General features: G+C 66.7%; 14 protein-coding genes and 1 pseudogene. 8 read left to right on the top strand and 7 right to left on the bottom strand.

The window, feature by feature from the left end; translation table 11 throughout:
• The first annotated feature begins 59 nt into the window (after positions 1 to 59).
• The 3 genes from HAV18_RS40365 to HAV18_RS10690 are packed head-to-tail and all read left to right on the top strand — an operon-like array spanning position 60 to position 2,291.
• The gene (locus HAV18_RS40365; protein ID WP_407062417.1) at positions 60 to 209 is read left to right on the top strand and encodes a hypothetical protein; all 150 of its coding nucleotides are present in this window, start codon (positions 60 to 62) and stop codon (positions 207 to 209) included.
• Positions 210 to 213: 4 nt separating this feature from the next.
• Positions 214 to 1,455, top strand: a complete 1,242-nt coding sequence (locus tag HAV18_RS10695) for an MFS transporter (protein ID WP_166955376.1) — start codon at positions 214 to 216, stop codon at positions 1,453 to 1,455.
• Between the two features lie 14 nt (positions 1,456 to 1,469).
• Positions 1,470 to 2,291, top strand: a complete 822-nt coding sequence (locus HAV18_RS10690; protein WP_166955374.1) for an SDR family NAD(P)-dependent oxidoreductase — start codon at positions 1,470 to 1,472, stop codon at positions 2,289 to 2,291.
• Between the two features lie 190 nt (positions 2,292 to 2,481).
• Here HAV18_RS10690 and HAV18_RS39845 read toward each other — a convergent pair.
• The 4 genes and pseudogenes from HAV18_RS39845 to HAV18_RS10670 all read right to left on the bottom strand — a co-directional run.
• Positions 2,482 to 2,613: pseudogene (locus HAV18_RS39845) on the bottom strand (5'/3'-nucleotidase SurE); the annotation flags it as partial.
• Between the two features lie 48 nt (positions 2,614 to 2,661).
• Positions 2,662 to 3,441 carry a 5'/3'-nucleotidase SurE gene (gene surE, locus HAV18_RS10680; protein WP_166955372.1) on the bottom strand — a complete coding sequence of 260 codons (780 nt, stop codon included), beginning with the start codon at positions 3,439 to 3,441 and terminating at the stop codon, positions 2,662 to 2,664.
• A 196-nt stretch (positions 3,442 to 3,637) separates the two neighbouring features.
• Positions 3,638 to 3,946, bottom strand: coding sequence for an AzlD family protein (locus HAV18_RS10675; protein ID WP_166955370.1), 309 nt, complete (start codon positions 3,944 to 3,946; stop codon positions 3,638 to 3,640).
• Complete coding sequence (locus HAV18_RS10670; protein ID WP_166955368.1) at positions 3,939 to 4,673, bottom strand: AzlC family ABC transporter permease; 735 nt, start codon at positions 4,671 to 4,673, stop codon at positions 3,939 to 3,941. Before HAV18_RS10670 ends, HAV18_RS10675 begins: the two co-directional genes overlap by 8 nt.
• 125 nt (positions 4,674 to 4,798) lie before the next feature.
• Here HAV18_RS10670 and HAV18_RS10665 point away from each other — a divergent pair, with 125 nt between their 5' ends.
• The 3 genes from HAV18_RS10665 (at position 4,799) to HAV18_RS10655 (ending at position 7,021) form a co-directional block, all read left to right on the top strand.
• A complete protein-coding gene (locus tag HAV18_RS10665) occupies positions 4,799 to 5,257 on the top strand; it encodes an Lrp/AsnC family transcriptional regulator (RefSeq protein WP_006749370.1) in 459 nt (152 codons plus the stop codon).
• Positions 5,258 to 5,566: 309 nt separating this feature from the next.
• A complete protein-coding gene (locus HAV18_RS10660; protein WP_166955366.1) occupies positions 5,567 to 6,136 on the top strand; it encodes a hypothetical protein in 570 nt (189 codons plus the stop codon).
• A gap of 159 nt (positions 6,137 to 6,295) precedes the next feature.
• Positions 6,296 to 7,021, top strand: a complete 726-nt coding sequence (locus HAV18_RS10655) for a YebB family permuted papain-like enzyme (RefSeq protein ID WP_166955364.1) — start codon at positions 6,296 to 6,298, stop codon at positions 7,019 to 7,021.
• Positions 7,022 to 7,064: 43 nt separating this feature from the next.
• Here HAV18_RS10655 and HAV18_RS10650 read toward each other — a convergent pair whose 3' ends face one another.
• The 3 genes from HAV18_RS10650 to HAV18_RS10640 all read right to left on the bottom strand — a co-directional run bounded on the left by HAV18_RS10650 (position 7,065) and on the right by HAV18_RS10640 (position 8,559).
• The gene (locus tag HAV18_RS10650) at positions 7,065 to 7,352 is read right to left on the bottom strand and encodes a helix-turn-helix transcriptional regulator (protein ID WP_166955362.1); all 288 of its coding nucleotides are present in this window, start codon (positions 7,350 to 7,352) and stop codon (positions 7,065 to 7,067) included.
• Positions 7,339 to 7,680: a type II toxin-antitoxin system RelE/ParE family toxin gene (locus HAV18_RS10645; RefSeq protein WP_166955360.1), complete on the bottom strand. Its 342-nt coding sequence runs from the start codon at positions 7,678 to 7,680 to the stop codon at positions 7,339 to 7,341. The genes HAV18_RS10650 and HAV18_RS10645 overlap by 14 nt, the downstream gene beginning before the upstream one ends.
• 246 nt (positions 7,681 to 7,926) lie before the next feature.
• Positions 7,927 to 8,559 (bottom strand): LysE family translocator, encoded by a 633-nt coding sequence (locus tag HAV18_RS10640; protein WP_166955358.1) that lies wholly within the window; start codon positions 8,557 to 8,559, stop codon positions 7,927 to 7,929.
• A 434-nt stretch (positions 8,560 to 8,993) separates the two neighbouring features.
• Here HAV18_RS10640 and HAV18_RS10635 point away from each other — a divergent pair, with 434 nt between their 5' ends.
• Both HAV18_RS10635 and HAV18_RS10630 read left to right on the top strand, forming a co-directional pair.
• Complete coding sequence (locus tag HAV18_RS10635; protein WP_407062416.1) at positions 8,994 to 10,625, top strand: ShlB/FhaC/HecB family hemolysin secretion/activation protein; 1,632 nt, start codon at positions 8,994 to 8,996, stop codon at positions 10,623 to 10,625.
• A gap of 63 nt (positions 10,626 to 10,688) precedes the next feature.
• Positions 10,689 to 13,697: a GLUG motif-containing protein gene (locus tag HAV18_RS10630; protein WP_166955356.1), complete on the top strand. Its 3,009-nt coding sequence runs from the start codon at positions 10,689 to 10,691 to the stop codon at positions 13,695 to 13,697.
• Positions 13,698 to 13,766: the final 69 nt, after the last annotated feature.

Raw genomic sequence — 13,766 nt, 5'->3', positions numbered from 1 at the left:
GATCAATCATTAATCAAATTGATTGAATGTTAATGCATTCGTGGGACGGGAGCAATCCGATGATCCTCAGACAATTCCTGCATCCCGATACGGGAGGCATTTCATACCTGTTCGGTTGCGGCGGCAAGGCGACCGGCGTGCCGCCCGCACCGCCGGCCGCCGCGCAACTGCGCGCGCTCAACGCGGGGCGCGAGGCGGAGGGAGGCTGATGCGATGGAGAACGTAGCGGTGACGCGCGGCGGGCGCGCAGTAGCGCTCGGCTTGCGCGAGAACGGGCGGCAATTCTCGCTGCTTGTGCTGGTCAACGCGTTCGTCGGCGGGATGGTCGGCATCGAGCGCACGGTCGTGCCGCTGATCGGCGCCGAGCAGTTCCATCTCGAATCGACCGCGCTGATCACCTCGTTCATCGTCAGCTTCGGGCTGGTCAAGGCGTTCGCGAACCTCGTGTCGGGCCAGCTGGCCGATACGTGGGGGCGCAAGCGCGTGCTGATCGTCGGCTGGCTGTTCGGCCTGCCCGTGCCGTTCATGATCATCGCGGCGCCGAACTGGGAATGGGTGATTGCCGCGAACGTGCTGCTCGGGTTGAGCCAGGGGTTCGCGTGGTCGATGACGGTGATCATGAAGGTCGACCTCGTCGGCCCGAAAAGCCGCGGGCTCGCGGTCGGCCTGAACGAATTCGCCGGCTATTTCGCGGTGGGCACGACCGCGTTCGCGACCGGCTATCTCGCGAGCCGGTACGGGTTGCGGCCGACGCCGATCTATCTCGGTGTGGTCTACGCGATCACGGGCCTGCTGCTGTCGATCCTCGTCGTACGCGATACGCGCGAGCATGTGCGCGTCGAAAGCGGCCAGCCGGCCGGCGCGTGCGCGCTGTCGTTCCGCGACGTTTTCATGCTGACGTCGTTCCGCGACCGCAACCTGTTCGCGGCGTCGCAGGCCGGCATGATCAACAACCTCAACGACGGAATGAGCTGGGGCATCTTTCCGCTGTTCTTCACGACACTCGGGCTCGGTATCGAGCGGATCGGGATACTGAAAGCGGTCTATCCGATCGTGTGGGGAAGCTGCCAGATCGTCACGGGGCCGCTGAGCGACCGATGGGGGCGCAAGGGCCTGATCGTCGCGGGGATGTGGGTGCAGGCAGCAGGGCTCGCGTTGACCGCGCTCACCGGGCGGTTCCGCTGGTGGCTCGTCGCGAGCGTGCTGCTCGGGCTCGGCACCGCGATGGTCTATCCGAGCCTGATTGCGGCCGTGTCCGATGCGTCCGAGCCCGGCTGGCGCGCGCGTTCGCTGAGCGTGTACCGGTTCTGGCGCGATCTCGGTTATGCGATCGGTGCGTTGTCGGCCGGCCTTCTGGCTGACCGTTTCGGCTTTGCTGCGGCGATCCTCGTGGTGGCCGCGGTGACGTTCGCGTCCGGGGGCGTCGTCGCGATTATGATGCGGGAACGCCACTGACAGGGTTCCCCGATATGGACGCGCCGCTCCCGCCGCTGCATGCCCCGATTTCCGAAACGGAGCCTGAAACCGAAACCGTCGCCGAGCCGCGCGCGTCGCGTCTGCACCGGCCTGTCGCGCTCGTCACCGGATCGACTTCGGGGATCGGCGCGGCCATCGCGCGTCGCCTGACGGCGGACGGCTACGCGGTGATCCTGCACTCCCGCAGTTCGGCCGAGACGGGCCGCGCGATGGCGCGCGAACTCGGCGGGGCCTACGTGCAGGCCGACCTCGCCGACGACGCCGAACGCGTGCGGCTGATTCGCGACGCACTCGCCGTGCACGGGCGGCTCGACGTGCTGATCAACAATGCGGGCGTCAGCCGCGTGATCCCGCACGACGATCTCGCCGCGGCCACGCCCGACGTATGGCGCGAGATGCACGAGATCAACGTGATCGCGCCGTTCCGGCTCGTTGCCGAAGCGCAGCCTGCGCTGCTCGAAGCGGCGTCGCGCGGGCGGGCCGGTTGCGTCGTGAACGTCAGCTCGCACGCGGGCGTGCGGCCCAAGGGCGCGTCGATTCCGTATGCGGCGGCGAAAGCCGCGCTCAACCACACGACGCGGCTGCTGGCGCGCACGCTCGCGCCGGCGATTCGCGTCAATGCGGTCGCGCCGGGGCTGGTCGATACGCCGCTGACTGCTGACTGGACCGAAGCCCAGCAGCTTTGGCGCGAGCGCGCGCCGATGCGCCGCGCGGCGACGCCGGATGACATCGCACAGACAGTCGCGATGCTCGTCGCGTCCGATTACGTGACGGGCGAGATCGTGATGCTCGACGGGGGATTGAACCTGACGTGACGGGGTGCTGGGGCGTTGAACGCAGACGCGGTGACTCAGCCGGGTGGCCGCGCGAGCGCTCGAACTTCAGCGCCCCGACGGCGACACGCCTGTCACAGGGTGCGACCGTCTCCGAGTTGCCATCGTCATCACGCGGTGCACTCGTCAGCATCACGCGCGCACTCGCCGGGGCCGCTTGGCGGATGTCGGATCAGCCGACGCTCGACCGTAGCCGCGCGAGCGCAGCGTCGTGCGTGCGCTCGAACTTCAGCGGCGTGACGGCGACACGCCTGTCACAGGGTGCGACCGTCTCCGAGTTGCCATCGTCATCACGGGGTGCGCGCGTCGGCATCACGCGCGCACTCGCCGGGGCCGCTTGGCGGATGTCGGATCAGCCGAGGTTCGCTCGCAGCTTCGCGAGCGCAGCGTCGTGCGTGCGCTCGAACTTCAGCGGCGTGACGGCGACATACCCTTCGCCCAGCGCGACCGTTTCCGAATCCGGATCGTCCTCGCGCGGCGCACGGGCCAGTTTCAGCCAGTGATAGTCGATCTCGCGCGGGTCACGGCCCGACACGATCTCGACGCCCTGCAGCGTGCCGGTGCCCTGGTTCGTCACCTTCAGGCCGCGCACGTCGTCGGCCGGCCGCGCCGGGAAATTCACGTTGAGGCACGCATCGCTGTCCCAGCCGGCGGCGACGAGCCGGCGAATGACGTCCGGCGCGAGCGCGAGCGCGGTGCCCCACGGCACCGCGTTGCGATCGGTGAAGGCCTGGCTCAGCGCGATGGCCGGCACGCCGACCAGCATGCTCGTCATCGCCGCGCCGACCGTGCCGGAGAACACCGTTTCGGTGCCGAGATTCGCACCGCGATTCACGCCGGACAGCACGACATCCGGCCGCGCATCCTTCATCAGGTGGCTGATCGCGATCGCGACGCAGTCGCCGGGCGTGCCGCGCACCGCGAAGCGGCGCTCGCCCTTGCGATGCACGCGCAGCGGTTCATGCAGGCTCAGCGAATGGGACGTGCCGCTCTGGTCTTCCGCCGGCGCGACGATCCACACTTCGCGTGCCAGTTGCGTGGCGACCTGTTCGAGCACTTCAAGGCCGGGGGCGTCGAATCCGTCGTCGTTGGTGAGCAGGACGCGGTCGAACAGCGGGCGGGTTTCTTGCATCGGGACGATCCTCGCAGGTAGGCAATGAGGGGAGAAGGCATCGCGGGTACACCCGCAAGGCTAGCATCCCGTCGTTACGCGTGTTGTGCCACGCAGTGCCTTGCACCGTGCGCGCATGCGAAAACGGGCGCATCGCGCGCCCGTTCTCAGGTTCGACAGACTGCCCGTGCGGCGGGTCGGATCCGCGTTACCCGCTTTACCCGAGCAGGTGTCGCAGCAGCCCGGCCGATACGACGCCGACGATCACGGTCGGCAGGATCGACAGGCGCGTCGCCGCGAGCAGCGTGACGGCGAGCGCGAGCAGGTCGGCCGGGCGCGTCGACACGAAGGCCGGCGCGATCACCGAGATCAGCACGCAGCCGGGCACGTTCTCCATCACCGACGCCATGCGCGGGCTCAGCGTGCGGTTGCGCAGCAGCACATAGCCGAGGATGCGCGACAGGTAAGTCGTCGACGCCATCAACACGATCGTCACGACCGTGTTGAGATCCGGGAAATCAGGCATCGCGCGGCTCCCACAGCAGCGCGGCGGCGAGCCCCGCGCATGCGCCGGCCGCGACGTACCACGCGCCGGGCACGGCCAGATGCGTGGCCGCTGCGACGACGAGGCTCACGAACCACGGGCGGCTCGCGCGCATCCCTTTCCACATCCCGCGCAGCAGCACCAGGAAGACCGCCGTGAACGCCATGTCGAAGCCGTACTGCTCGACGTTGCCGATCGTCGGGCCGACGGCCGCGCCGAGTGTGGTCATCGAGATCCACGTCAGGTAGAGCCCGACGCAGATGCCCGCGTAATACGGCACGCTGATGTGCGTGGCCGAGCGCGAGCGCGCATCGGCGAGCGACATCGCCCAGCTTTCGTCGCACATGAAGAACAGCGCGAAGAGTGCGCGGCGGCGGGGCAGGCGGCGAATATACGGTTCGAACGCGGCGCCCATCAGGATATGGCGCGAGTTCACGAGGAACGACATCGCGACGATCAGCGCGATGTGCGGCGGCGAGGTCCACAGATGGATCGCCGCGAATTCGGAGCCGCCGCCGAAGTTCAGGCCCGTCATCATCGGCACCTCGAACAGGCTCAGCCCTTTCTGCGCGGCCTGCGCGCCCAGTACCAGCGCGAACGGCACGAAACCCAGCATGACGGGCAGCGCCGCGCGCAATCCGCGACCCATCTCGGCGACATAGGCGGGCTTGTCGCGAAGCCCGGACGACGTTGAAACGCTACTGCTCATTACTCCTCCTTCGGGGGAAGGATTGTCTGCTTTTTTGACTCGAATCGGGTTGCGTTGTGGCTATGAATTTCGGAGAATTTGGCATCGAACACGCGATTTGCATATTTTTTGGAATCGGATGCCAAATGAAACTTGACGCCATCGACCGCCGGATCCTGAGCGCGCTCCAGCGCGACGGCCGCATGCAGAACGTGGAGCTCGCGCACGAGGTCGGGCTGTCGCCGTCGCCGTGCCTGCGGCGCGTGCGGCTCCTCGAGGAAGCCGGCGTGATCGAGAAATACGTGGCCGTGCTGAATCCCGCGAAAGTCGGCAAGGGCCTGACGATCTTCACGCGCGTGTGGCTGAAGGGGCAGGACGCGGAATCCGTGAACCGTTTTGCCGACGCCGTCCAGCAGATGCCGGAAGTCGTCGAATGCCACCTGATGGCGGGCGACTGCGATTTCCTGCTGCGCGTCGTCGCGGCCGACATCGACGATTACCGGCGTTTCCAGATGGAAACCCTCACGCGCATTCCGGGCGTGCTGAGCGTGAAGACCGACATCCCGATGCAGAAGGTGAAGCTCACGTCGGCGCTGCCGACGTAACGTGACGTAGGCGACGTAGGCGACGTAGGCGACGTGGGCGACGTAGGCGACGTAGGCGACGCAGGCAACGCAGGCGACGCAGGCGACGCGGGTGCACGGACCCGTGACAATGGGTCGACGAACGGTCACGGCTCGGTGACAATCGCCCGATAGACTGACGAATCACGCCGCTTCGGACATGTCGCCCGTGTTGTCGTGCGACGTTCGATGCGCAAGCAACTAACGGTCAATGTCGACGCAATCGGGCAGGCGGCGCTGCGCGCCGGGTCATGCGCCGGCGCGGATGCGTTTCTTCTTGTCGGGCCATTCATGCAGCCACTCAACAATCCGTGGAATTCGCTGGAAATCGTCAAGCTCGTGCTCGGCGTGCTGACGCCGCTGTCGGTGGCTTGCCTCGGCTGGCTCGTCGCGCGCCGGCTGAAACGGCTCGAACTCGTGCAGTGGACCAACCAGCGATTGATCGAGAAGCGGCTCGCGCTGTACGACGCGGTCGCGCCGCAGCTCAACGCGCTGCTGTGCTTCTACACGTGGATCGGCTACTGGAAGGACATCTCGCCGGACGACGTGATCCGCGCGAAGCGCGAGCTCGACCGCACGTTTCACATCTACCGCTACCTGTTCGACGACGATGTGTACGACGCGTATCACACGTATATCCACGCGCTGTTTGACATGCATACGGGCCCGGGCCGCGACGCGCGGATCCGCTCGCTGATCCAGGCGCCCGACGGCGACCGCAGCGTGCACGGCTCGTATGAATGGAAACCGGCGTGGTCCGACCGTTTCGCGACCGCGAATGTCGTGCCGAAGGACGATGTGCTACGGCACTACACTCAACTGATGGAGCGGCTGCGCGTGGCGCTGGGCGCGACGCGCTGAAGAGTTCCGCGTCATGCCGCGCGGATGACGCGTCACGCATCACACCGGTATCGAAATCCGCCACCCGGCGGCACGGATTCGTTCGCTCGCACATGCGGCGGATGCGCGGCGCGGCTGCTGCTGACATGCTCTCGCCATCTCCACTCGCGCGAGGTCCGTATGGTTGTCGATACCGGCTGCCAGCCGCTCATGATCCGCTCGCCCGGCGCGGGCTGGCGGCATCTCTTTCCCGTCGGTTCTTCTCGTCGCAATGACCTGTCGTTGCCGGCCGAGCCCGAGATCGGCGACATCGTGTTCATCCGCGTGACCGTGCGGCCGTTTCTCGAAGTGGCGAGTGCAACGCGCTCGTGGACGAATCACGTCGGGATCGTCGTCGGCGAGCGGGGTGGCGAAACGCTGATCGCGGAGAGTACGTTTCCGCTCTCGCGCGTCACGACGATGTCGCGGTTTCTCGCGCGCTCCGATCGCGGCGCGTGCGTGATTGCGCGGCTGAAGCAGCCGCTCGATGCCGCGCAGCGGCGCCGGCTCGTCGACGCGGCGATGCGCCGGACCGGCGTGGTGTACGACACGGGTTTCAATCTCGCGTCGCGCCGGCAGTTCTGCTCTCGGTTCGTGCGCGAAGTCGTGCGCGATGCGACGCGGATCGTGCTCGGCGACGTCGAGACCTTCGACACGCTGCTGCGCCGGAACCCCGATCACCCGCTCGGCTTCTGGAAGATCTGGTATTTCGGCCGGATTCCGTGGCAGCGGCGCACGGTGACGCCGGCGAGCTTGATGGAAAGCGGGGAACTGCGCGTGGTGGCGGATACGCGTGATCGTGCCGGCGCTGCGTGGGCGCGTGGGGATCGGGCGGGAGGCGAAGAAGGGGGGCCGTCGGTTGTATGAGGAACGGACGGTCGAGACGTCGATGTCCGGGCCGCGTGGCGATTCAGGCGAACGAGATCACGAGTTTCTTGCCGCACGCGGCCGCATACTTTCGCAACGTATCGATCGACGGCGAGTGCTTCCCGGTCGCAAGCGCACGTTCGAGCCGCGTGACGGCAGGCGCTTGCGTGCCCATGCGCTCGGCCACGTCGGCTTGCGAAAGACCGGCGGCGTGCCGGGCGGCCAGCATGACGTCGAGCAGCGCGAATTCCTCGCGGTTCAGCCGGTCGTATTCGGCGCGTACTTCGGGATCGTCCAACGCCCGCTCGCGCAGGGTCTTATAGGTTGCCATATCGAACCTCCTTCAAGCGGCGGCGCGCGGTTGCCAGTTCTTTCAGCGGCGTTTGCTGCGTCTTCTTCACGAAGGCGTGAAGCATGACGATCCGCCGATCGACGACCACGCAGTAAAAGACACGGGCGATGCCTTCCAGGCGCTTCAAGCGCATTTCATACAACCCGTCGCCCATCGGTCTGGTATGAGGTTCGCCCAGATGCGGGCCGTACTTTTCCATACGGTCGGCGAGTGCGAAGAACCCTGCGGTCAGTGTGTTTGGGAACGCAAACACGCGTGCCTCGACCTGCTCGCTGAAGAAATGGATTTCATACGCGACGGTTCGCATCGTAACAAATATGTTATTTGTTCACAAGAAGGCGCGCCGTCGTGTGTCATGAAGGCGGCTCGCGGAATGCACGAAAACAGCGGAGAAACGTCTGGGCATTTCTCCGCTGCTTCGTTGCTGATGTGCGAGGCGGATTGTTTGCTGGTGGCCTGGATTCGACCAGCTGGCCGAATGGATATCAGGACTGCCTGCGTGCTTCGGGAGGACTGCGCGAGGATTTCGGGAAGACTGCAGGAGGAGGCGGGATCAGTTCCGCCCAGCCACCGCGAGCCGTGCCGCGAGGCCGACGAATACCGTGCCGAGCAGATACTGCGGCAGCTTCGACGGGCGGCGGCGCGCGCCGATCCGCTGGCTCAGCCGGCTTGCGGAGAGAATGACCGCACCATTCACGACGATCCCGATCAGGTTCAGCACCGTCGCGAGCACGAGAATCTGCACGGCGATCGAGCCGTGCTCGGGCCGCACGAACTGCGGGAACAGCGCCAGCACGAACAGCGCCATCTTCGGGTTCAGCAGGTTCGTCGTCAGGCCCTGGCGGAAGATCGTCGCGGTCGAGTGGCGACGTTGCGACGCGACGGGCGACAGAGCGGTCGCATCCGAACGGAACGTCTTCCACGCGAGATAGAGCAGATACGCGGCGCCCGCGAAGCGTACGGCGTCATATGCAATCGGTACCGCGACGAAGAGCTGTGAAAGCCCGAGCGCCGCCGCGAGCGCGTGGCAGTAGGTACCGGCCTGAATGCCCGCGAGCGTCGCGAAGCCGGCGCGCCGCCCCTGGCTCACGCTGCGCGACGCGATCAACAACATGTCGGGGCCTGGCGTGGCGGTCAGCGCGAGACATGCGCCGGAGAACAGCGCGAGCGTGGAGATGTCGATCATGGGGATCCCTTTTGCGTGAGCGGCGTAAAAGGAATGCCAGTTTAGGAGCGCCGCCGCAGGTGGTCAATCGTGATCGTGCCTGGAGTATGGCCGAACGCCGATGCGTTTCCATCCATTCGATCAAGCGCAGTCGGCCTTGCCCTCCCGACATTTCGTACGGTTGCGCGTGCAATTAACAATTAAGTCACGAATTTTCGTACGTGATCTAAATACATGCGAAACGTCCGTCTGTAGCATCCGGCGATTGAGTCAAAGCCGGCAAGTGCGCTGCCGGCCGGGTCCGAAGGTGTTCCATGTGGTTAGATCCTATGCAATTCGTCGGCCGTCGTCGGGCCGACATCGGTAACGTCGCAGCCACGCGGTCGCACGAGGCCGGTTCGTGTGCGGTGCGCCCTGCCGCCGGCGTCGCCCTGCGGGCCCGCCACGCATTGTGCGTGGCGCTGATCTGCGGCGGTGCCGCGGGCCTGTTCGAGCCGGCCCATGCGCAAGTGCCGGACGCGGGGCGTGCGATGCGCGACATCGAGACGCCGCGTCCGGAGCTGCCGCCGGAAACCGCGCCAGAGCTGACGGTGCCGCCGTCGGAAGAGGCCGCCGAGCGCGCGCCCGAGTCGGGGCCTCGCGTGTACGTTCGCGCATTCGCGCTCGACGGCAATACGGTGTTCGGCAGCGACACACTGCTGCCGCTCGTCGCCGATCTGGCCGGCGGCACGCTGAGTTTTGCCGAACTGCAACGCGCCGCCGGGCGCATCACAGCCTACTATCGCCGCCATGGCTACGTGCTTGCGCGCGCCTACCTGCCTCGCCAGGACATCGACGACGGCGTTGTGCGCATCGAAATCGCCGAAGGACGCTACGGCGCAATCACGATCCAGAATCATTCGCGCGTGGTCGGTGCCGCGCTGCGCCAGCCGCTCTCGGCGCTGCATCCGGGCGACGTCGTTCGCGGGCCCGATCTCGAGCGCAGCCTGTTGCTGCTCGACGACCTGGCCGGCGTCAGTGCGCGCGGCACGTTGCGTCCGGGCGAAATGCCGGGCACCACCGATCTCGTCGTCGACACCGACAAAGGGCCGCTCGCGTCCGGATCGCTCGAATTCGACAACTTCGGCGACGTGGCGCTCGGGCGCTACCGTTTCGGCGGCAGCGTCGACGTCAATTCGCCGCTGCGGCTCGGCGATCGGCTGAGCCTGCGCGGGCTCGTCAGCAACGAGCTGCAGCGCTACTACCGTGCCGCTTACCAGGTACCGGTCGGGCCCGCGTCGACGCGGGTCGGCGTCGCGTATTCGTCGCTGCGCTACCGGCTCGGCGGCGCTTTTTCCGATCTCGAATCGCAAGGCCGAGCGAGCGTGCAAACCGCGTACGTCACGCAGCCGCTCGTGCGCGCGCGCAACCTGAGCGTCACCGCGCAGATCCAGTACGAAAACAAGAACCTGCGCGACGACTACGGCATATTCGACATCCGGCGCGACAAGAACGTCGGCCTGTGGACCTTCGGCGTCAGCGGCAACAGCCAGGACGGCTGGCTGGGCGGCGGCCGCAACGGGTTCTCGGTGATGTTCGGCATCGGACGGCTGCGCAGCAACGATCCGTTCGAGGCGGATGCGCTGAAGAAGTCGATCGGCAGTTTTGCGAAGCTGAATGTGAGCGCGCTGCGCGTGCAGGCGCTGGGGCGTCGGTTCGAGTTGTACACGCAATTCAGCGCGCAGCTTGCGTCGCGCAACCTCGACGAATCGGAGAAGTTCAGCCTCGGCGGCCCGTACGGCGTGCGCGCGTATGCACTCGGCGCCGGCAGTGGCGACCAGGGCTGGCAGGCCAGCGCCGAGTTGCGTTATCTCGTCGCGCCCGGATGGCAGGTCAGCACGTTCGTCGACGCCGGGCGCGTGCAGGCCGACAAACACCCGTGGACGCGAGAGCGAAACATGCAGCACATGCAGGCCGGCGGTGTCGGCGCGAGCTGGTTCGGCGCGAAGCGGCAGGTGATGCTGACGGCCGCATGGCCGCTCGGCGCGGCGTTCGGTTCGCCGACCCGCGCGCCGAGCGTATGGGTTCAGGCCGCTCAGTATTTCTGAGCGCGCGTGATCGTTCCGTCTGGCAAGGCGGGTTTTCTACAATAAATTGAAGAGGATACCAAAATGAATAAAGCCTATTCATTGGTGTGGAATGAAGCACAGGGTGGCTGGTGTGCAGTCGGGGAAACGGCACGCCGTCGCGGCAAGTCGGGCGGCGGCAAGCGCCTGCTCGCGGCGGGCGTGTCGCTGCTGGGGCTGGCCATGGCGTCGGGCGCATACGCGCTGCCGACGGGCGGCGAGATCAAGTCGGGTAACGCGAACATCGATACATCGGCGGACGGCAAGACGATGTCGATCCACCAGCACACGGACAAGCTGATCACGAACTGGCAGGACTTCAGCGTGGGCGGCGGCGAGCGGGTGTCGTTCAAGCAGCCGACGAACCAGTCGATCGCGCTGAATCGGGTGATCGGGGCGAACGGCAGCCAGATTCACGGCCAGCTGGACGCGAATGGGCGCGTGTTCCTGGTGAACCCGAACGGAGTGATGTTCGGCGCGGGCGCGCAGGTGAACGTGGGCGGCCTGGTGGCGTCGACGCAGAACCTGTCGGACGCCGATTTCCTGGCGGGTCGCTACCGGTTTGCGGGAACGTCGGGCCAGTCGGTGGAGAACGCGGGGACGATCGCGGCGACGGACGGCGGCAGCGTGGCGCTGCTGGGTGCGCGGGTGTCGAACACGGGCGTGATTCGTGCGCAGATGGGCCGCGTGGCGCTGGGCGCGGGCAATGCGTTCAACGTGAACTTCGACGGCAACGGGTTGCTGAACCTGCAGGTGGAAGGCGGGGCGGTAGATGCGCAGGCACACAACGGCGGGCTGTTGAAGGCGGACGGCGGGGAAGTGCTGATGACGGCGCGCGCGGCAGGCGATCTGCTGGGCTCGGTGGTGAAGAACAGCGGCACGATCGAGGCGAAGGGGCTGAGCAGCCGCGCCGGGAAGATCACGCTGGACGGCGGCCAGGTGCATGTCGCGGGCAAGCTGGACGCGAGTGCGCAGGACGCGTCGACGGCGGGCGGTACGGTGACGACGCGCGGCGAGCGGGTGGTGGTGTCGCGTGACGTGCAGGTGGATACGCGTGCGGCGTCGGGCAAAGCGGGCCTGTGGACGATCGAGGCGGCCAACGCGGGCGTCGGTGCCAATGCCAATGTCAATGCGATCGACGGAGAGACGCTGTCGCGCAACCTCGGCACGACGAACGTGGCGTTGACCAACACGTCGGGCGACCTGACGGTGGGTGACGCGGTGAGCTGGACGAGCGACAACGCGTTGTCGCTGACATCGCGCCAGGGTAACGTCAACCTGAACCGCGCGCTGAACGCGAGCGGCGCGAACGCGGGCGTGATGATGAGCGCGGCAAAACAAGTTCGCATCGGCAACACGCTGACGCTGACGGGCGAAAACGCAAGCCTGGCGCTGAACTCGGGCAGCGGCTATACGCTGACGAACGACGATGCGGTGGTCACGCTGTCGGGCCGCAATGCGTCGTTCTCGGCAAACGGCAAGGCGTATCGGGTCATTCACGATCTCGAGGGGCTGCGCAGCGTCGAAGGCAACATGAACGGCGGTTACGTGCTGGGCAATGCGATCGACGGCAAGGGCGCGCAATTCCGCAGCCTCGGCGGCGGCACCGCGAGCTTCGGCGGCGTGTTCGACGGTCTGGGCAATACCGTGCGCAACCTGTCGGTCACGAATCCCGGCGTGGCGGTCGTCGGGTTGTTCGCATCCAATACCGGCCGTATCGCCAACCTCACGCTTGAAAAAATCACGGCAAGGGCATTTGGTCCGGCCGGCAGCTCGCCTGTCAGTGTCGGCGCATTGGCCGGCTACAACATGGGCGAGATCTCGAACGTGAAGGCGAAGGACATCCTGGTCAGCGGCAGCGGCCGTACGATGGTCGGTGGTCTGGTCGGCAGCAACCTGAGCGGACGAATCGATCGCGCATCCGTTTCCGGCCGTGTCGAAGGCGACAAGGATGCGATATCCGTCGGCGGTCTGGTCGGCGAAAACCTCACTGTCCTGTGGCCGGATCGCGGCGACGCGATCATCAGCAACAGCCGCGCCGACGTACAGGTCAGCAGCCAGTCGGCCGGCGACACGGGCGGTCTGGTCGGTCTCAACCGCGGCGTCATCACGGCGTCGACGGCAGCAGGCAGCGTCACCGCCATGGCCCGCGGCGCGCGTGTCGGCGGCCTCGTCGGTTTCAACCAAGGCGGGAACAAGGCCGGGCGTATCAACGCCTCTTCGTCGAGCGCGAGCGTGCGAGGCGGTCATGACGCGACGGCGGGCGGCCTCGTCGGCTACAACGCCGCGTCGATCGAAGCCTCCGACGCGACGGGCAGCGTGACCGTGGGCGACAACGCGAAGGCGGGTGGCCTGGTCGGCGTCAACACCGGGAGCGTGAAGTCGTCCGATGCGCGTGGGTCGGTTATCGCCGGTGCATCGGGCACCGTGGGCGGCCTCGTCGGCGAGAACAGCGGTTCCGTGGTCGCTTCCTCGGCGGCCGGCAGCGTATCGGCCGGCACGAACGGCATCGCAGGCGGGCTCGTCGGCAAGAACGCGGGCAAGGTGGCAAGTTCCAGCGCGCGCGGCGCCGTCAACATTGCCGGTATGGGCCGTGCCGGCGGCCTGATCGGGCGCAACGAAGGCAGCGTGTCGTCGTCGAGCGCATCGGGTGACGTCGTCGCGGGCGCTGATGGTTTGGTCGGCGGCCTGGTCGGCGAAAACTACATGGGCGCATCGATCGATGCGTCCAGCGCGTCCGGTTCGGCGAAGGGCGGCGATCGCAGTTGGGTCGGCGGCCTTGTCGGCAACAATTCCGGACGGATCGCGTCGTCGTCATCGTCGGGTAGCGTGGCAGGTGGTCGCGAGGCACGGCTGGGCGGCGTGGCGGGCGGTAACTTCGGCAATGTCGAGAATTCGACGACGAGCAGCCGTATTGCCTACACGGCCGGCTACGACCAGTTCTACGGCGGACTGGTCGGCCTCAATTTCGGCTCGATGCGCGGCAATAGCGTGAGCGGAAGCGCGGCGGCGGTGCCGCTCGCGGGCCTCGATCTCGGCGAAATCCGGAACTGATCGGTCCCGTTCCGGGAGGCGGCGTTCGTTGCAGTGCCGCTTGCTTCCCGGGCACGTTGCGCCGTCGCA

This window comes from Burkholderia sp. D-99 (assembly GCF_011605345.1).
GTDB lineage: Bacteria > Pseudomonadota > Gammaproteobacteria > Burkholderiales > Burkholderiaceae > Burkholderia.
This window is presented reverse-complemented; position numbering and strand designations above follow the sequence as displayed.

Bases quoted from the DNA above. Each gene is read 5' to 3' on its own strand.
- HAV18_RS10655 (WP_166955364.1), top strand. From the start codon at position 6,296: ATGGTTGTCGATACCGGCTGCCAGCCGCTCATGATCCGCTCGCCCGGC.
- HAV18_RS40365 (WP_407062417.1), top strand. From the start codon at position 60: ATGATCCTCAGACAATTCCTGCATCCCGATACGGGAGGCATTTCATAC.
- HAV18_RS10645 (WP_166955360.1), bottom strand. From the start codon at position 7,680: ATGCGAACCGTCGCGTATGAAATCCATTTCTTCAGCGAGCAGGTCGAG.
- HAV18_RS10640 (WP_166955358.1), bottom strand. From the start codon at position 8,559: ATGATCGACATCTCCACGCTCGCGCTGTTCTCCGGCGCATGTCTCGCG.
- HAV18_RS10670 (WP_166955368.1), bottom strand. From the start codon at position 4,673: ATGAGCAGTAGCGTTTCAACGTCGTCCGGGCTTCGCGACAAGCCCGCC.
- HAV18_RS10660 (WP_166955366.1), top strand. From the start codon at position 5,567: ATGCAGCCACTCAACAATCCGTGGAATTCGCTGGAAATCGTCAAGCTC.
- HAV18_RS10665 (WP_006749370.1), top strand. From the start codon at position 4,799: ATGAAACTTGACGCCATCGACCGCCGGATCCTGAGCGCGCTCCAGCGC.
- surE (WP_166955372.1), bottom strand. From the start codon at position 3,441: ATGCAAGAAACCCGCCCGCTGTTCGACCGCGTCCTGCTCACCAACGAC.
- HAV18_RS10675 (WP_166955370.1), bottom strand. From the start codon at position 3,946: ATGCCTGATTTCCCGGATCTCAACACGGTCGTGACGATCGTGTTGATG.
- HAV18_RS10630 (WP_166955356.1), top strand. From the start codon at position 10,689: ATGAATAAAGCCTATTCATTGGTGTGGAATGAAGCACAGGGTGGCTGG.
- HAV18_RS10695 (WP_166955376.1), top strand. From the start codon at position 214: ATGGAGAACGTAGCGGTGACGCGCGGCGGGCGCGCAGTAGCGCTCGGC.
- HAV18_RS10690 (WP_166955374.1), top strand. From the start codon at position 1,470: ATGGACGCGCCGCTCCCGCCGCTGCATGCCCCGATTTCCGAAACGGAG.
- HAV18_RS10650 (WP_166955362.1), bottom strand. From the start codon at position 7,352: ATGGCAACCTATAAGACCCTGCGCGAGCGGGCGTTGGACGATCCCGAA.